General features: G+C 41.0%; 15 protein-coding genes and 2 pseudogenes. 7 read left to right on the top strand and 10 right to left on the bottom strand.

The annotated features are described in order from the left end of the window. Window positions 1-73 precede the first annotated feature (73 nt). The 4 genes from HLG76_RS12600 to HLG76_RS12585 all read left to right on the top strand — a co-directional run bounded on the left by HLG76_RS12600 (window position 74) and on the right by HLG76_RS12585 (window position 5,580). The gene (locus HLG76_RS12600) at window positions 74-1,351 is read left to right on the top strand and encodes a hypothetical protein (RefSeq protein ID WP_077670189.1); all 1,278 of its coding nucleotides are present in this window, start codon (window positions 74-76) and stop codon (window positions 1,349-1,351) included. After that, window positions 1,341-1,916 carry a hypothetical protein gene (locus HLG76_RS12595; RefSeq protein WP_175993779.1) on the top strand — a complete coding sequence of 192 codons (576 nt, stop codon included), beginning with the start codon at window positions 1,341-1,343 and terminating at the stop codon, window positions 1,914-1,916. The genes HLG76_RS12600 and HLG76_RS12595 overlap by 11 nt, the downstream gene beginning before the upstream one ends. Beyond that, window positions 1,910-4,702, top strand: coding sequence for a hypothetical protein (locus tag HLG76_RS12590; protein ID WP_175993778.1), 2,793 nt, complete (start codon window positions 1,910-1,912; stop codon window positions 4,700-4,702). The genes HLG76_RS12595 and HLG76_RS12590 overlap by 7 nt, the downstream gene beginning before the upstream one ends. Window positions 4,703-4,770: 68 nt before the next feature. Continuing rightward, complete coding sequence (locus HLG76_RS12585; protein ID WP_254877689.1) at window positions 4,771-5,580, top strand: Wadjet anti-phage system protein JetD domain-containing protein; 810 nt, start codon at window positions 4,771-4,773, stop codon at window positions 5,578-5,580. Window positions 5,581-5,735: 155 nt separating this feature from the next. Here the strand turns inward: HLG76_RS12585 and HLG76_RS12580 are convergent, their stop codons facing one another. Next, complete coding sequence (locus HLG76_RS12580; protein ID WP_175993776.1) at window positions 5,736-6,626, bottom strand: AraC family transcriptional regulator; 891 nt, start codon at window positions 6,624-6,626, stop codon at window positions 5,736-5,738. A gap of 238 nt (window positions 6,627-6,864) precedes the next feature. Between HLG76_RS12580 and HLG76_RS12575 the strand changes: the two genes are divergently transcribed. Next, window positions 6,865-9,645, top strand: coding sequence for a glycoside hydrolase family 3 C-terminal domain-containing protein (locus tag HLG76_RS12575; protein WP_175993775.1), 2,781 nt, complete (start codon window positions 6,865-6,867; stop codon window positions 9,643-9,645). Window positions 9,646-9,824: 179 nt separating this feature from the next. Here the strand turns inward: HLG76_RS12575 and HLG76_RS12570 are convergent. From HLG76_RS12570 to HLG76_RS12545, 6 genes and pseudogenes are all read right to left on the bottom strand, one after another. Next, window positions 9,825-13,276, bottom strand: a pseudogene (locus HLG76_RS12570) (hypothetical protein). An 85-nt stretch (window positions 13,277-13,361) separates the two neighbouring features. Next, window positions 13,362-14,348 carry an ABC transporter ATP-binding protein gene (locus HLG76_RS12565; protein ID WP_175993774.1) on the bottom strand — a complete coding sequence of 329 codons (987 nt, stop codon included), beginning with the start codon at window positions 14,346-14,348 and terminating at the stop codon, window positions 13,362-13,364. Window positions 14,349-14,360: 12 nt separating this feature from the next. Then, on the bottom strand, window positions 14,361-15,314 hold the full coding sequence (locus tag HLG76_RS12560) for an ABC transporter ATP-binding protein (RefSeq protein WP_175993773.1): 954 nt from the start codon (window positions 15,312-15,314) through the stop codon (window positions 14,361-14,363). After that, a complete protein-coding gene (locus tag HLG76_RS12555) occupies window positions 15,311-16,300 on the bottom strand; it encodes an ABC transporter permease (RefSeq protein ID WP_175993772.1) in 990 nt (329 codons plus the stop codon). The genes HLG76_RS12560 and HLG76_RS12555 overlap by 4 nt, the downstream gene beginning before the upstream one ends. 8 nt (window positions 16,301-16,308) lie before the next feature. Beyond that, complete coding sequence (locus HLG76_RS12550) at window positions 16,309-17,283, bottom strand: ABC transporter permease (protein WP_152835519.1); 975 nt, start codon at window positions 17,281-17,283, stop codon at window positions 16,309-16,311. A 57-nt stretch (window positions 17,284-17,340) separates the two neighbouring features. Further along, window positions 17,341-18,975, bottom strand: a complete 1,635-nt coding sequence (locus HLG76_RS12545) for an ABC transporter substrate-binding protein (protein WP_175993788.1) — start codon at window positions 18,973-18,975, stop codon at window positions 17,341-17,343. Between the two features lie 395 nt (window positions 18,976-19,370). Here HLG76_RS12545 and HLG76_RS12540 point away from each other — a divergent pair, with 395 nt between their 5' ends. Next, window positions 19,371-20,123, top strand: coding sequence for an ABC transporter substrate-binding protein (locus HLG76_RS12540; RefSeq protein WP_175993771.1), 753 nt, complete (start codon window positions 19,371-19,373; stop codon window positions 20,121-20,123). On the opposite strand, the gene HLG76_RS12535 is transcribed toward HLG76_RS12540, so the two are convergent. Together HLG76_RS12535 and HLG76_RS12530 are read right to left on the bottom strand one after the other, a co-directional pair. Next, on the bottom strand, window positions 20,124-21,134 hold the full coding sequence (locus HLG76_RS12535; protein ID WP_175993770.1) for a LacI family DNA-binding transcriptional regulator: 1,011 nt from the start codon (window positions 21,132-21,134) through the stop codon (window positions 20,124-20,126). It lies immediately after the preceding gene. Window positions 21,135-21,682: 548 nt separating this feature from the next. Further along, entirely contained in the window at window positions 21,683-22,015 is a 333-nt protein-coding gene (locus HLG76_RS12530; protein ID WP_175993769.1) for a hypothetical protein, read from the bottom strand. A 35-nt stretch (window positions 22,016-22,050) separates the two neighbouring features. Here HLG76_RS12530 and HLG76_RS12525 point away from each other — a divergent pair. Then, window positions 22,051-22,275, top strand: a pseudogene (locus HLG76_RS12525) (transposase family protein); the annotation flags it as partial. Window positions 22,276-22,405: 130 nt separating this feature from the next. Here HLG76_RS12525 and HLG76_RS12520 read toward each other — a convergent pair. After that, window positions 22,406-22,997: DDE-type integrase/transposase/recombinase (locus HLG76_RS12520; protein WP_175993768.1), on the bottom strand; the 592-nt coding region annotated here is incomplete at its 5' end.

The following is a 22,997-nucleotide window of genomic DNA, read 5'->3' as shown; positions in this document are numbered from 1 at the left end:
TCATAAAAATAGTTAAACCTGCAGATAGTCTCGGCGGAATGAAAGCCGGCAAGTCGTTGAATAAGGGAGTGAAATGGTCGCACCTAAAAGTCTCATTTTTCAGTTACATCAACATTGGGAGGTTGTTGAGCAGCTAACGCGGCTTTCGCGAGAGTTTCCAGCGTTTGAGCTGAGAGTACTTGAGCAGGTGATCAATCAATTCAAAAATAAGCAAACAGACAGTAATACTGTGCTCACAAGCCTTGTTAATGCAGATATATTGCAACTTATCAACCGAAGTAGTGACTATCAGCTAAATACATTAGTCGTGGATTTTGTGAGAGGCTTGACGCAAGAGCATGAGCTTGGCCTATCAGCAGTACTTAGAGCACGAGTCGACGCGATTAAAGACGCCACCAGTCAGGTGTTAGCAGGGCTAGATGGGTCGGACAATGATTTGCTGCGTACCGGCGCGAACAGACTCTCAGAGCTTGTCAGAAAGATCACCCAACAGCTAATTCAAGACAAACAAGCAATTTTTGAAATAGCAGAATTAGCGAAATCGGCGGATACCAGTATGCCAATAGAACGTCGTTACCGTGAAGTCCTAGAAGTGTACGATCAATACGTTGAGCCGATGAACGAAATGATGGACAGCGGCCTTGGTGGTAGCTTCTACCCGTTATTAGAAAAAGCAGAAGAAGCACTGGATGATGCGGTCGATCGACTCTCGATACGTGGCGCTTTGTATCAACAAAGGCTGGCGATGCGCCAGATAGCTTATCAAGTGAAAGAGCTTCGTTATCAAGGACGCGTCATTGCTCAACAATGTGCTGATACTTTGCTGCCATTACGTGAGGAAGCAAGACAGCATAACCAGCTTTCAGCGGTGATTAGTAAGCAGCTCAGTCAAGTTCGTAAAAAGGGATTAGCGCGAGGGCTCAACGCCAAGGGGCTACCTTTGTGGACAAGTAGCCGTGTCACCAAAATTCAATTGGGCAATGAGGTGCGCGAATTAATGGCTGAATTCATGAATTTTGAGCCTATTGCTGTTGTTTTCCCTGATGAAGGAGATGGACCGACGAGTTCAACGGTCAGCTGGGTGGATGAAGCGCGGTTGAGAGAAAAGCTGAGCGATTCGTTGCCGGTTGACAATCTTATGATATGGCTGAGGGAACACTATCCGCATTTACCGGACGCAGCGTTATTAAGACTTTACCATGAACTTGTGCAAGAGCCTCAATGGGAAAGCACGTTAGGGCCACACTCGAATACTACAGCGTTAAACACCGTCGCCGTTACTTATTACCCCCATAAAATCAGGGCATTAACTGATCCAACTCCTGCAAAGGGTATAGATCATGCAAAATAGAAAAATCGATTTAAATGAACTGGCACATTTGACCGAGTTATTTCACCTTTTTAGCTCTGGACGACACCTTAACCGCTCGGCGGATGCCGCGCTATGGCATGAGCTTGAGCTGCAAGCAGAACAGTATCAGTATCTATTTGCAAACCTAGGTTTTGATTTGCGGATTGATGGACGCGGCTTTGCTTGGTTTCATGATGAAGAAGGTAATCAGAACATCAATAAACAATCGCGTCATTTAGCGTTATTGCTAATGGTGCTATTTGATCATCAAGCGGATAGCGGTCGCTCCCTTGGCCAGTTTTACCAATGGACAATTGATAACACCTTACTCGATGACATTTACGGAAAGCATCAAGGACTTTTGGATGCAGAAGAGCTAAACCGAGATGCACTCGCAAAGATACTCGACAACGCTGTGCGAAAAGGTTTTGCCGTTCAAGAGAACAATCACTGGCGTTTGTTGCCGTCGGTATATCGCTACCTTGATCACTTCCAAGCAATTACAGAGCACGCATCTGAGAGTGATATAGCGGCTACGGCTTATGAGGAAGATGAATCATGTTAAGTTATGGCTTTCAACGTGTAGCGTTAATCGGCAGTGCGGGATACCAGCGCGCTGAACTTCCTCTCGATGATTCTGTATCATTAATCGCACCCAATAACCATGGCAAAACAAGCCTTATCAATGCGCTTCAATTTCTACTTATCATCGATCAGAGAAAAATGGATTTTGGCTCGCACACGCGAGATCAAACGCGTCGCTTTTACTTCCCAAATAACAGCGCCTATATCTTACTAGAAGTAATTCTACCGCAAACGGGCACAGTAGTGTTTGGGTGTGTCGGTAAAGGGGTGGGCCATGACTATGAGTACTTTGCCTACAAGGGAGAGTTGAATTTAGACGATTATCGTTTAGATGATGGTAATATCGTCAGCCAACCAAAGCTTGTCAGTCACTTAGCAAAAAAGAAATATAGCGTCCATCGATATAACGAGAGGGACTTCCGTCACTTGATTTATGGCGGTGCAAAAAGCAAGAAGACGAGCGATATTGACTTTACCGTATTTAAGCTTGAGCATATTAGCGATGCCCGTTCCTTCCAGCAGGTACTCACCAAGACGCTGCGACTCGACAAACTAAATTCTAGTGATGTGAAAGAATATTTGTTAACGATATTTAGTCGAGAGCTACCCAACGCCAGTATTGATTTTAAGCAGGAATGGGAAAAAGCGTTTCAAGACATTAACTTAGAGCACGAGCAGTACCTAGCCGCTTTCAATAATCAAAAGATGATTTACCAACTCGAGCAAAAGTTTGAGCGTACCTTATCTTTACGAGGAAAGATTGCCGTATGCCAACCGAAAGTGGATGCGTTGCTAAAAGACTGGCATGGTCACGTTCAAACGACGCGGGAACAGCTAGTTAAGCAAAAGGCTAAGCTTGAACAAACCTCACGTGAACTTCGAGAGCAAGATATCGCTCAAGCAGGGAAACGCCAAGACTTAGTCAATGAGCTGGCAAAGCTAGATCGTACGGAGAAGCAACATCAAGAGCTGGAAGCGCGTTTTGCCCTGATTCCGGATCAAGGATTCCTAGAGAGCCAGTTACGATCCGCCGAGAAAGAGTATGAAGCGCAGGCCACATTATGTGTTCAGTCCCAGCGCTCCTCTTCCGAGATGCTTCGAAAACAATTGCAAGAAAAAGAACAGCAGCGCCAGCGGCTGCAGTATCAACAGCGAACCCTAAATGACAATTTATACCTTCACCTTTCTAAGACGCTCAATACACACGAGTTAGATAATCTAAACAAAGTGCTCAGCCAACAAGTTCTGCAACTGCCACCCTCACAGTACTCGCTTAATGCTGAGCAGTTGCGAAGCGTTTTTAATCGCGAGTCCTCACAGCAATGCTTGCTCCCCGGCTTAACATTGTCGCTTCATGAGCTATTGCCTCAGCATGTGCAGAAAACAGAGTCAGAGGTTTTGGAGGAAATTGGTAGCGTTAATGAGCAAATAAACGAGCTCAAAGAATTACTACAAGCAAGTAGAGAGCAAGAGGCGGCTGAGAGGAAAAAGGCCGAATTAAATAGTGCTGTTAGGCAGTGTGAACAAGAGCTAAAAGAATTCCAACAGTTACAAGAGTTAACACACAATCAAGCACAGCGAATCGAGCAAAGACAGGCTGTTGAGAAACAGCGAGTAGCGATTAACGATGCGCTTAACAACTCAGGAGAAAAGCAAGCCGATCTTTCAAGGCAATTAAGTGAGGTAGCGGATAAGCTTAATAAGCTGGCTTCAGACGAGAGCAGTGTTGAAAAACTAAAAAAACAAAGAATAGATGACCAAGCGCTATTTAGCGGACTTTCTGACCAGCCACATTCGCCCTGGATAGCGGGGGATGATTGGTCTTTGGCGTCACTTCCGGATCGTCTTCAGGACTACATTGAAGATTGCAAAGCCCTTGATCAGCTATCAAAAGAATTGCGCCAAATGAAAAATGAATTGGGTCAAAAAGGGCTGACGAAGTTTCAGATGACGCAAACACAAGATGAAGAATTAGAGGGTATTATTCAATTCAATCATTGTTTGGACGATGAGAAAAAAGCACTGGAAAGGCGGGCCCGATCGGCCGTCGTCAACGTCACTGCCAGTTTAAGAGAGCTGCGCAGTGGTTTATATGCATTGCAAAGTAAGATGAAGGAATTCAACCGCCTGATCAGCCAAAGGCAGCTGTCAGATCTTAAAATTTTCAAAATTGAGCCAGTCGAACAAAGTCTGCTTGTTGATGCGATGAATGTGCTGATCCAACAAGCAGAGCAAACTGAAAGTGGTCAAAGTTTTGAGCTATTTGATCAGGGCAGTATCCTCGATGATGCTGATTTAGAGCGCGCGAAGAGCCTGCTGATTGATGAGGGCAATGCTCGCCAAGGTTTAAGAGTAGCAGACTTATTCCGGCTTGAATTTGTCGTTGCCAAGCACGGCCAGCCGCAAGAGTCATTTGAAGAAATTGATAGTGCCGCCTCTAACGGAACCGTATTGATGGCGAAGCTTGTGACGGGCCTGGCGATGTTGTACCTCATGCAAGATAAACGCCACCAAATGAAAGCAGTCTGTTATTTGGATGAAGCGTCAGCTTTGGATACTAAGAACCAAACGAGTTTGATAGAGATTGCGGATCAATTCGGTTTTGCCTTGATATTTGCCTCACCAGCCCCCTTAACCACCGCGCGTTATTGTGTGCCAATTCACCAAGCCAATGGCAAAAATCATATTAGTCGCAATAGCTGGCAGATTTTCGAACCACTAGAGAGTCAAGAGCTGCCCCAATCATATGCAGAGTCATCGCTATGAGCCAGGCGTTGGTGAAAGCACTCTCGCGACTCGTTGAGGTTTACCCCGATTCCGTTGCCGGGAGTACAATGACACCGTCTCAAAAGAAGCAGCTTGAAGCGTTCAATCACAAAACGCGGTGTGTGCAAATTACGCCTAAAGGCCGTGGTGTTGTTTATCGAATTCAAGATATAGATGTAGCCGCCGTTGAACTTGAACGATTAGCCCCCGACCAACGTGTATCTTCCAGTGTACCGCAACGATCGGCAAACATAGCCTCGACACGCAGCAGCAAACAAGGATACGCAGGTCACGATGTCACGTACGCTCTGGCTAAAACGGTTGCGAACCCTTTGTGGGAGGTTTCCGGCGTGCCAACCGAGCACTTAAATGCAGCCACAGAAGCGTTTGGTGTCTTGTCGCTTGAGGTGGGCGGAGAGCGAAATAGACATCTTCACACAGAACATTCCATTTGGCTGGTGGAGAATCAAGCGCTATTTGACAGACTAGATTGGTTGCCTAATAACGAACCTACTACCGTTATTTGGTACCGCGGGCAGCTACACAACAAACTAATTGATTGGTTATCGGTGCCTGAAAGGGCACCGATAGTCTACTTTTTTGCTGACTATGATGGAGTAGGGCTGAATAACTACCGCCGCCTCAAAGAGAAGCTTACAGAAAGAGCAGAGTTTTGGATGATGCCGAATTGGAAGGCGTTTTTGTTGCGTTATGGACAAAACCAGCTTTGGGTTGACACCGCCCGGGACTTTTTCTCGTTCGAGCGCAACAGCCAAAAGCTTTTAGCTCAGTCATCAGAGTTACGAGAGTTGGTGACGGAAATGAAGAAGCATGGCTTAGCTTTGGAGCAAGAGGTGATTTGGTTGAATGAAAGGTAGCAGCGCTATAACAAGCTTACCAACTGCTACAGCCCGGTAAATTATATATACTTATCACTCATATACTATAGCGTGATGTAACAGCCGGCAGCTTTTAATTGTCTATTTTCATTATAACCTAGATTTAAGATGTCAAATGCAGATCTTTCTTATAATCAATATACTTTGACGGATACATTTAATAATTGGTTTCGATAAACTCTAGGGCTATAGTTAAACTTGCTCTTGAAACATTTTGAAAAATAGTTACTGTCTCTAAATCCACATTGTTCTGATATGTACTGTATGGATTGTTGGCTTTCTTCACATAGAAGTTTTGCTGCGAAGTTCAACTGTAACTCACGTAGATAATTATTAGGCGACTTTCCCAAAAAATCACGAAATAGTCTCTCTAATTGCCTTCGGCTGATAAATGCTGCTTTAGCTATTTCAGTACTACTTATACTTACCTTATTGAAGTTTTGCTCAATAAAAATGAGCGCACGACTAAGAGCTAATGTTGTTTGTGGAAGCTCATTGCTTTGTCTTTGGTACTGACGAGCTAGAGTAACTACTAATTGTTGCATTAAACTAGTGAGCATAACCTCGAATCCAGATTTTGACTCATAATATTCTATCTTTACCTCTCTAAGTATCTTCTTTACAAAAGATAACTGACTGCTTTCGAGCGTAAGTTTGGCTTGATAATCTGTTGTTTGACGCGCTAGTGGTTCGATTTTGAACATAGCTTGATATCCGGACAGTTGTCTAATGGATGGAGTCTCAAAAAAAGGAATCTTTTGGTCAAACATCAAGTTAATTACTTTTAGTTGATTGACATCTCGAAAGCCATGCTCTACGTCGCCATTAATCACAAATACGTCTCCCTTATTAAGAGAGTACTCATATCCAGCGACAGAATGTTTACCGCTACCACTGATAACTAGAAAAAGTTCGGAGAAATCGTGTTTATGCTCTGCAAAATCATGTAGATGGTGTCCGTCAACGTAAGCAAATTTAACATGATCGTGCTTCTGATGTAAGTGTAGATTGTAGGTTATGCTCATTGTCGTAATAATCCCTTTTTATGGCGTGATTTTGGTAGAACAAGGATACTTTTAATCATACTATTTCTGAAGAAAAAAACGAACACTATTCAACTTTACTCAATGGGGAATACCTGTATGTCTCGTATCCCAATTGAGGTGATGAACATGATGTATCTGGTACCAAACTCTACACGATCATGTGGCCTAACATCATGAATATTATGACAAATTAAGAAATTGACTATTGGAGTCCTATATGGTGAGCGAAAAAATCATCCAGGCGCAAAAAGACCTAGTATCTGTTAGTCGCCAGGCAGCGGCTGAAGGGATAGTCCTATTGAAAAATGACGATAATGTATTACCTATAAATACACAAGATACCGTCTCTCTCTTTGGCCGTTGCCAAATTGATACTTATCGTAGCGGAACAGGATCAGGCGGAGCAGTAAATGTTCCGTACGCGGTTAATGTACTAGAGGGGCTGAGGGCCAATGATAGAATCCACTTAAATGAAGAACTAATTTCGATTTACCAGGAATGGATCTCTAATCATCCATTTGATGATGGTGGTGGTGGCTGGGCCGCGGAGCCGTGGTTTCAAAAAGAGATGCCACTGCAAGATGAATTAGTTAAAGATGCGGCCGCGAAATCTAACAAAGCCATGATTTTTATAGGGCGCACGGCGGGAGAAGATAAAGATAACTCATTGGAAAAGGGTAGTTATTACCTTACTACAGATGAGATCGATATGATTACTAAAGTTAATTGTCATTTTAACAATGTGATCGTGGTTATGAATGTAACTAATATAATGGATATGGCTTGGTTAAATACTATTGAAAATGCTAAGTCTATTAAATCCGTAATCTATAGTTGGGCTGCTGGCATGGAAAGTGGTCATGGACTTGCTGATATTGTTTCAGGATTACAGTCACCAAGCGGGCGATTAACAGACACTATTGCATATAGCATCTGGGATTATCCTTCCTCTTCTAACTTTGGTCGGAAAGATTATAATATCTATGCTGAAGATATTTATGTTGGCTACCGTTATTTTGAAACTTTTAGTCCCGAATCAGTGCAGTTTGAATTTGGTGCTGGTCTATCATACACAAACTTCCACCGTGAACTAGTCGCTTTTGAAAGCTGTGGGAAAGATACAGATATTCAACTTTATTTTGATATAAAAATAACAAACAGTGGTCACATACATCCGAGTAAGGAGGTAGTTCAGTTATATGTAGAGATGCCTCAAGGTAGTCTTGGTCAGCCATCTAGAATACTTGCCGGATTTTGTAAAACTCCACTGATCCAACCAGGAGAAAGCGAAGAAGTCCAGATCAGTATTCCAATTAGCACACTGGCATCTTACGATGATACTGGTGTGACGGGACACCGTAATTGTAATGTCTTGGAAGCGGGTACATACCAGTTTATGTTAGGGGGTAGCGTTCGTGAAGCCAAACTAATCGAAGCCAAATTTAATTTAAATGCGTTACTTGTGATTAATAGATTAAATGAGGCCTGTGCTCCAGTTCGATCCTTCGAGCGTCTAAAACCGAGGAAAGTAAACGGTAAATGTAACTTTCAAGTTAGTTATGAAGCTGTACCTCAACGTACAGTTGCTTTGGATAAGCGAATACAGCTTAATACACCAAAAAGTTATGAAATTACAGGTGATCGTGGTATCAAGCTTAATGATGTTAAGCAAAATAAGGCAAGTTTAGAGAGTTTTGTGGCCCAAATGACTCTAAGTCAGCTTGCGACTATTGTTCGTGGTGAGGGAATGTGTAGTCCAAAGGTGACGCCAGGAACTGCAGCTGCTTTTGGTGGTGTATGTGATAGTCTATTTAAAATGGGTATTCCAGTAGCTGCAGCGGCCGATGGACCTTCTGGAATTCGTATGGATAGCGGTCATAAAGCAACTCAAATACCAATTGGGACCCTACTCGGATGTACATGGAACACCGCACTTAATGAGGTACTATTGTATTTGGTAGGTCAAGAGCTCCGTGCAAACCAAATTGATACTCTTCTCGGCCCCGGCATTAATATCCACCGTAATCCGTTGAATGGACGAAACTTTGAATACTTCTCTGAAGATCCTTTAATAACTGGCTTATTAGCAGCAGCTCAAACTCGAGGTCTTAAAAAGGCTGGAGTTACAGGTACTATAAAACATTACGCAGCAAATGATCAGGAAACTGCACGCACAGATGTTGATAGCATTGTCTCTGAACGAGCATTAAGAGACATTCACATAAAACCTTTTGAAATAACGGTAAAGTTTGGTGAAGTATCAAGTATTATGACTTCTTATAACCCGATTAATAGCTATTGGGCAGCATCAAACTATGACCTGAACACAACCATTCTACGAAATGAGTGGGGCTATACAGGTATAGTGATGACTGATTGGTGGGCGAAAATGAACCATCCGATCTACGCAGGAAAAGCAGAAAAAACTAATACCTCATTTATGATTCGCGCACAAAACGACCTGTACATGGTGGTGAGTAATGATGGCGCGGAGCGTAACGTTATGGGAGATGATACACTTATTGCGCTGGAAAAAGGTACGCTTACAATAGGTGAGTTACAGCGAAGTGCAATAAATATTTGTCGTTTTATCATAGGTTCACCTGTTATGGATCGCCCTTTGCAAGCTTATGACCCAATCAAATCAATTCCCGCTTTAACAAAGCCACCAACTGAACCTATTTACTCCATTGAAAATGATATCGTCCTCAATACAAAAAAAGATATCTTAATAGCAGTTGAGGTGACAGAACCCAGCACCTATCAGTTTAATAGCTTAATGAGCTATCAGAGAGGTGCTTTAGCTCAATCATCATGTAGTTTATTTATTAATGATCAATTCTGTATGACGCTATCTCTGAATGGAACCAATGGTAATTTAGTTGAAGTTGAAGGGAGCAAAATAAAGTTAGACCGAGGTTATTACATGTTAGGTATAAGTTTTGTTAAACCTGGCCTTGCGCTAGAAAAGGTGTCTGTACAAAAATGTTATAATTGAAAGGGCGGTAAGTATATATTTTTATGAAAACTTCGTTTCTTATCAGGCGCTTATATCAATAAAGTGGAGTATTTTAACGATTTTTAATAAAAATTTTAGAGTTATTTAATCTCAAAGTATTAAGTGTTAATGCCACCTCTCTATAACATAGAGGGTGGCATTTTCGATATACTGAATATCTAATTCATTTTTTTATAAAGGTTAGGTTTTGGTATACGAAATACGATCTTTTCTATTGAACCATCTCTGGAAAATATTTTCTCAGAAATATCCTTTGGTATATAAAGCTGTTCACTTTCTATCTTAGAACCGTCTTTTAAGAAGCATGTTAAGCTCTCCTTTTCCGCTAATTCATAAATAAAAGGTACTTGGCAATATGTAAATGCTAACTGACCTTTGTTAAGCAGAAAGCTTCTAGGATTTTTTTCTAAATCAATAAAGCTAAATTGAGTACTAACACTTAAAAATTCGCTAATGTCAAGTAAAGTAGGTCTTATAACTATTTCCCCATTATTAACACTAATTCCTAGCTCGGAAAATCGAGTGATTATCTCTTCTTTTACTTGTCCTGTCATTCCAGGTTGTTGCGCACCAGCCTGCTTTGGTGTATGCGAATACGGATCGGCTGGGAAAGCACCATATTCGAGTGGTGATTTATTAAACCCTATTCCTTGGCGTACTCTGTAATAATAATAGGAAAGCTTATTAACGATATTTGAATCCATATCTTTATCGCGGGCGACAAGATAGTTTTCTTGGACTGCGAGCAAAAGCTTAGATACCATATGCCAGTATATACATCCTAGCCCTTCATAGCCAAACATGGTACCAGACCGGCCGGTAAAATACCTATGGTTAAATATTCTTTCGTAGATATCTTCGATATCCTCAAATTGGGAATCATCATAACCTAAGTAATCACTTTTTAGTTTTTCTATTTCGTCTTTAAGATATGAAGAATTTTCAAAGTCGGAATTGAAATGAATATAGCCAAAACAATCCTTATTAATAATCCTTTTATCTCCAAGATCAAGCATTTTTTCAAGGACAGTGTTTCCTTTTATATATTCTTCAGAAATGCTATTTTTTTCTAAAAATCTAGTGATTTCTCTGTCAGGATATAGCATAAAACTATTTTGATCTTCCCTGTAGATTTCGCTTTTAAATAAACTTTCTATAACATTTATTACTTCATTCTGACTTAACATTCCTGCGCTCAAAACTGCGACTTGTCCTTCTAACATTGGATAAAGTGGATCTATATTTATTGCATCTTCAGTGTAGGACATCACATTGTAAGAATGATATAGACCGTCATCTCTACGGTTGTTTTTAATCGTAGAATCAATAACAAACAAAGAAACATCTAGTAGTTGTTCAATAGACAGTCTCTCTACCTGAACTTTATGCGAGAAACCTTGAAAATAGACTTTGTTACGGTAGCTTTCTGCTGATCGCTCAAGACGTGTTAATATAGCTTTTCGAGTCTGGCGTGTAACTGTTTTTTGACGAATTTCTTTGCTAGCGTCAGCAAGAATCTTTTGAATAGATACTGACCAGTCAAATACTTCTTTAGAAATGCTTATTAGGTTAGGCACCAAACCAACTACCTCTTGCATTAAGTTTATGTAGCGGCGAATATAATAGACCGTAACCATAGATAAACCGTTACCGACGATTGCATTATTTGCATCGTTCCATTCCGGTCTTTGAGTATTTAACCAAATCCCACCATCTATAACTAAATTACTAAGTTTAGATAGTAGAGGAACTATTAGCTTTTCGAACAGGCTTACGTAGTAAACTTGGTTATTGCTACTCATTAATAAACGTCCATCACTTCCTATTTCGTTGCAGCGATCGTCAATAATATTTTGTCGCTCATTGTCGAAAGTAATCGTGTTCTTGGGATCAATAAAAAGATTCTCTGTGTCACAAAGACGATATGGAATATTAGAGTAAGAATATATCTCTCTATTCAATAGATCTTTAAAATCTTTTTTGTCGTAGGTTTTGAATAGCTCAATAAATTTAGATAAGTATATAATTTGGTGGTCACCCCAATAGCCTATGTTGCTCCAAGGATCTTGTGGGTCTAAAAATTCCCAATCAATACCATCTTTTGTTATGCGATAGGGATTATAGCCGTCAATGGTTGATGCATTGACAAACTTTGCTATAAATGAAGGTAAAAATTTTGGATAGCTAAGAGAAAGTGCCTCCCAGTTCTGGAATATATCTCTCCAATTACCTTGATAAGAAAGAAGACGTTCTCCCTCACGATCTTTAAGTTTTATTTCGAAGTGATTCCAAGGTCTGCTAGGATCACCATGACGTCTTCCAAAAGTTAGAGGCAAATATTCATAAGATAATCTCTCAATATCACTATCTTCTAGATCTCTTGACCAGCGAATAATTTCATCGACAGAAAATTCATTTGGAAGACCGTTAAAGAACGACTCATTTTTACTAAAGGCTGAAATGTTTGAATTTCTTACAGTAGAAATAAAATCAGCCTTATCGATTTATAGCTATTTTCGAAGATACCACCGCGCATAGAGTTGAATAGTACATTTTTATAATGATGTATGCACGATACTTCATTATCGCTAACTTGCCATGCATCAGCTCCAGACATTAACTTAATCAAATCATATTGATTGCTCTTAATGCTATCTTTTATTTTAGTGAATAGTTGACTTTTGTTTTCTATATCATTTTTCAAGCTCTGCACCGATCGGTGATCTTTATCGATGTCAGCAACTATCATCCAACCTTTCGATTGATTTTTTAACAAATCCAGACTTTTTTCAACAAAATAACTCCCTCTAACTCCTTTTGTAAGAGTTTCTTCTTTTACACTTTTATTTCGCCGAAATTCATCTAACTGTCCACTACTAATAAGTATATTATTATCTTTACGGTTAAGATCAATCGAAAACACTGATGTTGCGAGTAACGACTCAGCTGGTTCGGCTTTATCGCTTAACTTTGCATACATGGTGTAAAGTGCCAGTGAAGATTTTTCTACACGTTCATTTACTTTGTATGCATCAACTAGCGCACTACGTGTTTGAAGAGCCGAAAGAGGAGCTCCCGGTGGAAGTATATTCTGTATTCCATCAAGTATGTCTAACGATACGTTTATATCAGAAATATTGGAAATTTCCGACTCTCTAATGAAACCATAGTGTTCTGATGAGGTCCAAGAATATTTAAAGACTAGACCTAATGTGTGATTTTCTTCTTCAAAAACTATTTTATCGCCAATGGTATTTTTATAAATGTTTCTTTGTATTTTATATAGGCCTTCATGATGCTTATTAAACGGTTCCCATAATTTAATATAATCATCATTTTTGACTCTTACTATTGTTTTTGAACCAGTGTTTTCGGCGTTTTCATGGATATGATCTACAGAGCGGTATGGGAAGAGTGCGTTCTCTGGTCTAACTCTCCCTGCTGCCAGAGAACCTGTTGAGGAAATAAAAATATAATGATCGCCTGATGAAACTACACTTATGAAAAAAGGTGACATTTCATCGACGTTCGATATTTTGTAAAATTTTTCTCCTTCGAAATCTAAAATTTCACCCGAGACCTGTCTATTTGTAATGAAATTGAAATTCATATTAGATCCTTACTGCATTAATATTAAGTTTTTTACTGTTTTTCCTAGAGGGAACGCACAGATATTTATACGGTAAAAAATTGACCTAAGAGTAAATATGATGACAGCGTACATAATGATCCTCTGCGACTAGAGTAGGCGCAGGAAGAGTACTCTTACATTTCTCCGAGGCTTTTAAACATCTACCTACAAATGGACAACCAATACTGGTAGGCTTCCAAAAAGGTATTTCCGCTTTTTTTGCCGAAAGTTCGCGTTTTCCTGCCTTTCCTACCTCAGGAACTGCAGAAAGCAACAGTTGAGAATAAGGGTGATGAGGGTTTTGAGTTACTTTATCACTGTCACCCCATTCAACAAGATGTCCAACGTACATAACCGCGGTTTTTTCTGCGAAATAACGTGCTGTGGCTATATCGTGTGTTATATACATAAATGAGATGTCATGTTTATCTTTAAGATCTGACATAAGGTTTAGAATACCTAACCTAACGGATACATCTAACATTGATATTGGCTCATCTGCTAGAATAATCTCCGGGTCTACGGCTAGAGCACGTGCTATCGCTACTCGTTGTCTTTGACCTCCGCTCAATTCATGGGGATACTTTTCAGCGGTTTCTATGGCAGGTGAGAGACCAACCAAATCTAGTAGCTCGTATACGAGTTTAGGAATAAATCTCTTTTCCGCCCGATTGTGAATAATGAGGGGTCTTGATATATGGTGATAGATAGAGTGTACAGGGTTCAATGATCCGAATGGATCTTGAAAAATCATTTGAACTTGTCGAGCATATTCAAGCTCCCCGTTCTCTTTAATATATTGGTCTAACTCTTGGCCTTTAAACAGTATATTTCCAGCTGTTTTATCGAAAATACGTGTCAATATTCTAGCTCCGGTACTTTTACCCGAACCAGATTCACCGACAATCGCTAATGCTTCTCCTTTTCGCAGTTCAAAGGAAACATCGTTTACAGCTCGCATAAGGTTACTTTTCAGTGACTGGCCAACCGGAAAGTCTTTGGTCAGTCCTTGAATTGAAAGAATTATCTCAGGAAGATTATCTTTTTTCATTTCATTTACCTATTATATAAGATGGCATGACACATAACTGCCATTACTGGCACTAACTAATTCAGGCTCACTTTCTTTACATCGCGAAAAGCACTCATTACAACGAGCTTGAAAATTGCACCCTTTAGGCAAATCTAAGAGATTAACGGGGTTGCCAGGAATGCCGTAGAGTCTTTCTTTAGGGCCATGAATTGTAGGAAATGATGAAATGAGCCCTTTCGTGTATGGATGTTGTGGCTCAGAAAATACCTTTTCCGCAGTACCAATCTCTACGATATTTCCCGCATACATAACAGCAATTCTATCAGCAATTTCTCCCATTAGACTAAGATCATGACTGATGAAAAGTATTGAGAATCCGAATTTTTCTTTCAATTCATAAAGCTCATTAAGAATTTCTCTCTCAACAACGACATCAAGAGCTGTAGTTGGCTCGTCCATAATAATAAGTTTGGGTTCAAGTGCTAGCGCTATTGCTATAACTACGCGTTGTCTCATTCCACCACTAAGTTGATGGGGATAGCTTTCCATTCTATCTCCGTGCATACCAACTGTGTTTAACAGCTCGATACCCTTCTCATAGGCTAGTTTGTATGGAATGTCTTTATGAGCTTGAAGAACATCAGTTAGTTGTTCACCAATGGTGATGACTGGATTAAGTGAGTTCATTGCGCTTTGGAAAACGATAGAGACATCATTCCATCTGAACTTTCTCAACTCTTTATCGTTCATTTTCAAAACGTCTTTTTTGTTGTAAATGATCTCACCTTCTGAGATTAGAGCAGGGGCCTTGTGTAAACGTGAAATAGCGAATGCAAGTGTACTTTTACCACATCCTGATTCTCCAGCTAGGCCAATTGTTTCACCTTTAGAGATAGAAAGGTTCGCACAATTTACAGCTCGAGCGAGACCGTTAGGCGAAACGTAGTCTACACATAAATTATTAATCTCTAACAAGTTGCTCATTTTATCCCCCTCTTAATATCTGCTTCTCTTTTTAGTCGATGCCATACTTTTATGTGACGACCTGTTTTGAGTTTAGGGTTACTGACTTGATCAATGGACATATTTATCAATGAGAGAGCACCACCTGTTATAGCTAGAGCAATTGCAGGAACTAACATTTCCCACCATGCACCTGTATATAAAGAAGAAGACGTTTGCGCCCAATAAAGCATTGACCCCCAACTAACTTCAGTCGCATCTCCTAAACCTAGTATCCCTAATCCAGCTTCTGCGCCCATGGCATAGATGACCGCTCCTAAAAATCCACCGAATACAATAGATACCAAGTTAGGCAGTATTTCTACGAGCAAGATGCGCAGCTTGGATTCGCCCATGACTTCAGCAGAAGTGATAAACTCCTTATTTCTTATTGCTAGAGTTTGTGAACGAATCACTCTAGCTCCCCAGGGCCAGGATGTAATTCCTAGTAGCAATGTGATCACTAATGAGCCTACTTGCCCTAAGAACGCGGCTAAGACAATTAGTAATGGTAACTGCGGAAATACCAGGAAAACATTTGTTAGAAAGTTTAGTCTCTCGTCAATTTTCCCACCAAAGTATCCAGCAGATATACCGATAATGACAGCAATCGTCATTGCAATACCACCTGCTGTGATTGCAACTGTCAACGATTTTCGTGCACCGAAAAGAACTTGGCTGTAAACATCTCGACCACTTCGGGTCGTTCCTAAAATGTGCTCTGCATTTGGAGCCACGTGAGGTCTTGCAACCCGACGATCCGGGTCATGAGTCGCAAGAATAGGAGCGAATAACGCTGCAACCAACATGACGACAATGAGGAACCCACCAATAATTGCTGGGGGATTACCAAAAAAGAATGAGTATGTTTTATTCAGAGTATCTTTGACTCTCTTCCGTAAAGAGCTAGGAGTATACAAATTGCCACTTGAGCCGTCTGAATGTTCATTGTAAATATACTTGTCCATAATATACCTTAATTGGAGATTCGAGGGTCAAGCCAAACATATAGAAGGTCAGCTATAAAATTTGCAGTTAAAACAGCTGTGACTAATATAAGTAAAATCGCTTGAATTAGTGGATAGTCCCTTGCGACAATGCTCTTTAGCAAAATATTTCCTAGACCCTGATAGTTAAAAATAACTTCAGTCAGTATCGAGCCGGCAAATGAGAAGCCTATTGCCATGGCAATAGCAGTAGCTACTGGCAAAATAGCGTTTCTACCTGCATACCGATACATAATGCGATAGGTACTTAGTCCCTTTGCCTCAGACATCGTTATATAATCTTCACCCAGTACATTTATCATTGCATTTCTCATGTTAAATACCCATGGAGAAATCCCGACAATGACCATCGAACCAACTGGTAATACTGCATGCTTTGCCACACTTTTCACGAATTCCCAGGTAAATCCAACATCGATTGCTGGATCATGAGTATAAGCAAGTGGAAGAACCTCTAGTTTGAGACCGAAAATGTAGAAAAGTAATAGAGCTGTAACAACATAAGGGAAGCTGCTAATGAAAGCTAAAATGGGTGGAATAAATTGACCAAAAATACCTTCTCTTCGATAAGAAGCGTATGTCCCAATACTTACTCCAATGATAAGTGACACGATCAAAGAGCCGACTGCAAGAAATATTGTCCATGGTAACGCCATTGCTATAACTTCTGAAACACTGACAGGAAACATAAGTATAGATGGACCTAAATCAAGAGTGAAAATGCTCTTCATATATGAAAGATATTGAATAAATATATTGCCATCTACGAATCCATACATTTCTCTAACCGCGTCCATTTGTGACGGATCCATTTGCCCCTGGGCTGCGGCAAAAAGTGCATCTACTGGGTCACCTGGCATTAATCTCGGCAACATGAAATTGAATGATATCGCTATGATAAAAGCAGTAAAATAAAAGCTGAATCTGCGAACTAAAAACCACATAACTAATCCTTAAATAGAGACGCAAGCAAGCTTGCATCTCCCTTTTTAAATAAACAATTATTTCAAATGTAAATTGTTAATAATGATTACTCGTTTCCCTCCATCATACCATACAGGTTGAACGTACGGATTTTCCTCATTTGGCCAACCAACAATACGTTCAGTGCTATACTGGAACCATGTTGGATTGGAAAAGAGAGGGATGAAAGGGAGTTTTTTAGCCGTGAACTCCTGAAGCTTGGAAATGATTTCCTTTTGCTCTTTTTTATCGCCAGTTTGACCAAAACTTTCTATCAGTTTGTCAATTTTTTTAGAGTGAACACCGTGGCCAGCATGCCATGTTTTTCCAATTCTAGACGTTGCGTAATATTCTTGAAAGGCCATGATCGGATTAGCAGCGACCATTGACCAATTAATTGCCATACTATAATTTCCGTCTTTTAGGTTTTTATCATATACAGCCCAGTCAACAGTCTTTATATTTGCCTGTATACCAATTTCGTCATAATATTCTGTTACCATTTGGACTACTTGAATCCAATCCGTCCATCCATTGACAACTTCTATATCAAAACTGATTTCCGAACCATCTTTATTATCACGGTAACCGTCACCATCGCGATCAATAATACCTGACTTATCCAGGAGGCTCTTAGCTTTATCTGGATTATACTCGGTTAAAAACCCATAATCTTTATTAACATCTTTGTCGATATGATTCTTGTATAGTTCAGCAATGCCTCCGGTATTATAGTTTGCTGTTGGATATCCATATGCAGCTATATCGACAATGGCTTCTCGGTCTAGCGCCATTGAGAGAGCTTGACGTACTTTTACGTCATCGAACGGTGGCTTTTTAGTGTTTACATACAAGTGGATAGCATCGTTAGCTGGATACCAGTAATGATGATTCTCTTCATTTGCTTTAACAAAGGTCGATTCAACACTTGCGATAAAGTTTGAACCCCAGTCAATTTCTCCCTTAATAAGTGCAGGCTGTATCTGCGAGTTATCATTGTATGAGCGGAAGTTGATACAATCTAAGTAAGGCTTATTCTCAATATAGTAGTGTGGATTACGGCATAATTCCATTTGTTGAGATTTTAAATAGCTGACCTCTGTCATTGGACCGCTACCGACCGGATCAGGATTGGTGAAAGTAGTAAAATCTTCGACTTCGCCCCAAATATGCTTTGGAACAATATGATAGCGCTCGAGGTTCCATACGAAGGTTGAATCGGGTTCTTTTAACTCAAAGCTTACTGTGGTCGAATCTATTGCGACGATACTTTGCAGGTTACCGCCAGACCAAATACCTTTTTGATCAAATGCGGGAGCTTCTTTAGTGAGCATGAAGCTAAACACAACATCCTCGGCCGTCAAATCGGTTCCATCAGACCATTTCAGATCGTCACGAAGCTGTAACGTAATGGTTTTAAGATCATCGGAGTAGGAATAAGACTTAGCGAGTCGAAAGTTGGTTTCGCCTGTCATATTGTTGAAAACCATCAATGGTTCGAACATGACACCGTGTAGCAAGTCTTTAGTTGTATAGGGGTTATAGTTATCGACAAAGCCTGTGTTGATAATCGGAACTGTCAATGTACCTCCATGCTCGATGTCACTAGCGTGTGTTGCCGGTGTTATAGCGAGACTGAAAGCGAGTGTAGCAAGTAAGGTCATTCTCATTATTTTTTCCTCGGTTAGTTGTTCAACGTCTGATCTAAACCACGTAAGAAAGCGCTTTCTTTGTATCCCATCTAAAACCTATGTTCAAAAATCAATATTGAAAATCTCTAACAGATCACAATCTAACGGCGATTAAAAGTTTTGGGAGGAAAATCATAAAATGTTGTTTAGTAGACTTTTTTTTCTGATGAGATTGATAACCAAGTGCGAAAAATTATCAATTAGTGACGATGAGGTTGTTAAAAAAGAGAAATATTCTTAGTTTGTTGATCTGTATCAATGGGTTTTTTCTGTGATTTTGGGGTCGATCACATTATTCGCGTTCATCTTTAAGAAATCGCTTTCTTTTCAGGTTTGGGTAGGTAAGGTAGCGACATTTAGAGGTGTGAGATTAGTCAATGATAGAGTTTTGGAATGGTAACAAGTCCTTAGTGCGGCAACATTATGAATTAGAGGTTCTTAAGTTATTGTTAGAGAAAATGCGCATCACCGAAACTCTAGTGAACAATACGACGAGCTATAGTGATCCTGTTCAAGAAGGTGAGGTGCTGGATAATGGTGCAAGCCTGCTTGCTACTGTAGCCGGTAATCAGAAATTTGTAGGTCGAGATTTTATTGAAGTTCCGCTTCCACTTGCAAGAGGAGTCATGGGTTGGCGGTTATTAGTGATAAACAACGATAGAAAATCTAAATTTGATGTGACTACAGTTAATGATCTAAGACAAAAGATCGCGGGAATACCAGCTCATTGGGCTGATGCTGAGCTATTCCGTAAAAATGGACATGAGGTGGTTGAAAAGGGAACGCTAGACCAGATGCTCAAGATGTTACGTGATGCTAAAGTAGATTATGTTCCACTGGGTGCTATTGAAGCTGAAAAGGTTATCGAAAACTCCTCTTTGTCAAGTGAACTAAAGATTGAGATGTCTTGGGCTATTTATTATCCACTTCCTATTGTTTTTTATGTGAATTTAAAGCGACCCGATCTAGCAACAATGTTGGAAAAAGCGCTTATGAGAACAGAAGAATCTGGCGAACTGCAGTCATTATTTGACCAGTATTACAAAAACATCTTGGACAGCGCTAAAATAACTGATAGAAAGGTGATATATTTGGACAATCCATTTTTATCCTCATACTACATTAATTAATTAAATAGGAGTTTCAGTTCGAAGTGCAACTGAATCGCGTTCGATCAAAGTTGGAAGTAAGGGTCGTTGCTTGTGCATAGGTATATCTTGAACCATTGCTAGAACGCAGTTAGCCGCTTGTTCTCCCATTTCTGCTACCGGGAAATTCACACTCGTTAATCGAGGTCTAACATGCGTACTTCTATAATCATTATCAAAGCCAACAACAGAGAGATCTTTGCCAATAGCTAAACCGCGTTCTGTAGCTACATCATATACGGATAGAGCAATATTATCGTTTTGACAGAAAATGGCCGTAATTTCAGGAGCTCTATCTAATAGGCGTTGAATGTGCATATCCTTGCTTTGATAGTCAAACCTTCCTTCTATGACGTAATGAGGGTTATAAGGAATGTGAAATTTGTTGAGTGCGGCTCTGTACCCTTGGAGCCTGTCCCTGCTGTCTCCTTTACTGAGCTGTCCAGTAATGCAGCCAACATGCTGATGTCCTTGACTAAGAATGTAGTGGGTTGCCAAGTAACCCCCATACTCATTATCTAAGTAAATACAATTTTCTTCTATGTCAGGTATATGGCGATTCAATATTATCGTCGCGGGTTTACGGTCAACGACACTTATTAGCTCATCATCCGAAAGTATATCCGAGTGGAGAATTAGCCCGTCGACGCCTTTGTTCATTAGAAACTCTACTGAGTCTTTTTCTTTGTCGTATGATTCTTGTCCACTAGTGACAATCAAATGATTGTTATGATTACGGATAACACGTTCAGTGTGATGCATGAGTGGGCCGTAGAAAGGGCTGTCAAGTGAACCGACTAACATGCCAATACTGTTAGAACGGCTTGATGCAAGAGCCTGTGCGAATGAATTTGGTCGGTAGCCAAGTTTTTCAATAGCATCGAATACTTTCTGACGGTTAGACTCTTTAACTGAACTGTGACCATTGATAGATCTTGAGACTGTCGATTGAGAAACATTAGCTAATTCCGCAACTTCTTTGATAGTGATCAACGTTACTCCCTTATGTTTAGGGCCTGATTTCAATTGGTAGATATAATGCAACATTGTAATCAGAAATGAAAGAAAGCGCTATCTATAGAGCGAAAATTCTTGTGTCCGGTCCAGCGACAATTATCTTAGCCTAATTCAGGGTCGGGCAGGGTCCCCGGTGTCAGGATACTTTCTTTCTGTCTCATTGCATGCCTTTCTGGTGACGACAAGGATTTTGCTTTTTCTCCGCGGCATACAACGTCTGAATATAACTCAGGGCCTGTCCTTCCTATATCGGACTCAGACCGGGGGCATCTTTGAACATGCACCGGGCATGCGCCCAACATCCGAGGTGGGTCATGTTATTTCGTACCCGCCAAACTGACTAGCCGTCGGCCATGGGCGTGCCCCGGCACGGTTAGTCGTTCAGCACCACCAGTGCTTTGCTCCGGGCTGTCTTGGCTGGCTCTTTCAGCGCATGAATCTTTGTCTCTTCATCGTGGGCAACCGGCTTCCCGAGGAAGTTTCTCTTTATGGCTAGGTACAACGGCGACAGCAGCTCGATCGTTTTAATTATTCAGCTTGCGAGGGTGATGCGCTTGAGCTCGAAGCCGAACCGGCCAGCTTTTTTCGACGCGGTATAACGGCAGGCCGCAGGCATACTTGCTCACCACAACGGTGGCCAGAGTCTCTGCGGTGACGACGCTGCTGGGCAGCGGCTTGTGGTACATGGCTGTGATGATAACTTTGCTGCTTTCGCTGTGGTTTTCACAGTGGCGGCAGCGTTTTTTGCACTCGTGGCGCAGCACTTTAACTTGCTTGGGGTGATGCCCAGGGCGAGAGCGCGAACGTTTTTTAACCAAAAAAGGATCAGTTTGACGATCGCCTCTGGCTGTGATCATATAGGCCGATTCTAAAATAGTTCGGGATAGATACCGTGGATATCGATACATTTAAAGACGACTTCAGCGCCGTTGATGATAACCCCCAGAGTGCCAAGATAACCTACCCGCTATTCGACCTGCTTTTTGCTTCATTGTACGCGGTGATTGCGGGGTCGAAGGGATGGTACGAGATTCGAGAATACATCCTAGGACACCATGAGTGGTTTAAGCGTAACTGTATGTTTAAAGACGGTATTCCTACCGACGATACCATCGCTCACCCCGGGGTGATGCCAAGCTACTCGGACGATTCAATGTTAACGGCGTGCAACTGGCCACCCGTAATTATTGCTCAATACAGTGCTTGCGACACCGGTAGATTTCAAGGTAGTTGACTAGGTTTCCTAATTAAGCGGCTCTTTTTTGACCGCCTTGTTGATTGTCTTCTGGTTTTCCTGGATTTAGCGTGACAGCACTAACAGGCGTCCAGTCACGCGTTTCTTTAACCCAACGCTCAGGATGCTTGGCTTTTGCCTGCTGATAAATGGCATGCCGTTTTGCTAACACCTGAGTATCTTGGTTGCGGTGCCTTTGCGCTGGCGTGACGAACTTGATTGCGCTTTGACGATGTTCATTGTTGTACCAGTTGACGAAGTTCAACATCCATTCACGCGCAGCACCCAGTCCTTCAAAGCCATGTGCCGGGTAGTTAGGGCGATATTTGGCTGTGCGGAACAATGATTCTGAGTAGGCATTATCGTTACTGACACCAGGGCGGTTGAAGGAGGTACGGATATCCATTTCATCCAGCTTTGCGCGTAAGGTCAGTGACTTCATCGGCGCGCCATTGTCAGCGTGTAGATAACGCGGTTTTACCAAGCAACCTTCACTGAGTGTCGCGCGTTCAATGAGTTGAGACGCAAGCGTACCGCATTCACGGTCATGAACCTCCCAACCGACGATTTTCCGACTGTAAATATCGATGATCATATACAGATAC

Origin of the sequence: Salinivibrio sp. EAGSL (assembly GCF_013366455.1) — a bacterium.
Lineage (GTDB): Bacteria > Pseudomonadota > Gammaproteobacteria > Enterobacterales > Vibrionaceae > Salinivibrio > Salinivibrio costicola.
Note: the sequence above shows the minus strand (reverse complement) of the source record. Positions and strands in the feature narration are given on the sequence as shown.

Excerpts from the sequence above, each read along its gene's own strand:
- HLG76_RS12575 (WP_175993775.1), top strand. The coding sequence starts at position 6,865 with ATGGTGAGCGAAAAAATCATCCAGGCGCAAAAAGACCTAGTATCTGTT.
- HLG76_RS12600 (WP_077670189.1), top strand. The coding sequence starts at position 74 with ATGGTCGCACCTAAAAGTCTCATTTTTCAGTTACATCAACATTGGGAG.
- HLG76_RS12550 (WP_152835519.1), bottom strand. The coding sequence starts at position 17,283 with ATGTGGTTTTTAGTTCGCAGATTCAGCTTTTATTTTACTGCTTTTATC.
- HLG76_RS12580 (WP_175993776.1), bottom strand. The coding sequence starts at position 6,626 with ATGAGCATAACCTACAATCTACACTTACATCAGAAGCACGATCATGTT.
- HLG76_RS12595 (WP_175993779.1), top strand. The coding sequence starts at position 1,341 with ATGCAAAATAGAAAAATCGATTTAAATGAACTGGCACATTTGACCGAG.
- HLG76_RS12565 (WP_175993774.1), bottom strand. The coding sequence starts at position 14,348 with ATGAAAAAAGATAATCTTCCTGAGATAATTCTTTCAATTCAAGGACTG.
- HLG76_RS12560 (WP_175993773.1), bottom strand. The coding sequence starts at position 15,314 with ATGAGCAACTTGTTAGAGATTAATAATTTATGTGTAGACTACGTTTCG.
- HLG76_RS12540 (WP_175993771.1), top strand. The coding sequence starts at position 19,371 with ATGATAGAGTTTTGGAATGGTAACAAGTCCTTAGTGCGGCAACATTAT.
- HLG76_RS12590 (WP_175993778.1), top strand. The coding sequence starts at position 1,910 with ATGTTAAGTTATGGCTTTCAACGTGTAGCGTTAATCGGCAGTGCGGGA.
- HLG76_RS12555 (WP_175993772.1), bottom strand. The coding sequence starts at position 16,300 with ATGGACAAGTATATTTACAATGAACATTCAGACGGCTCAAGTGGCAAT.
- HLG76_RS12585 (WP_254877689.1), top strand. The coding sequence starts at position 4,771 with ATGACACCGTCTCAAAAGAAGCAGCTTGAAGCGTTCAATCACAAAACG.
- HLG76_RS12530 (WP_175993769.1), bottom strand. The coding sequence starts at position 22,015 with ATGATCACAGCCAGAGGCGATCGTCAAACTGATCCTTTTTTGGTTAAA.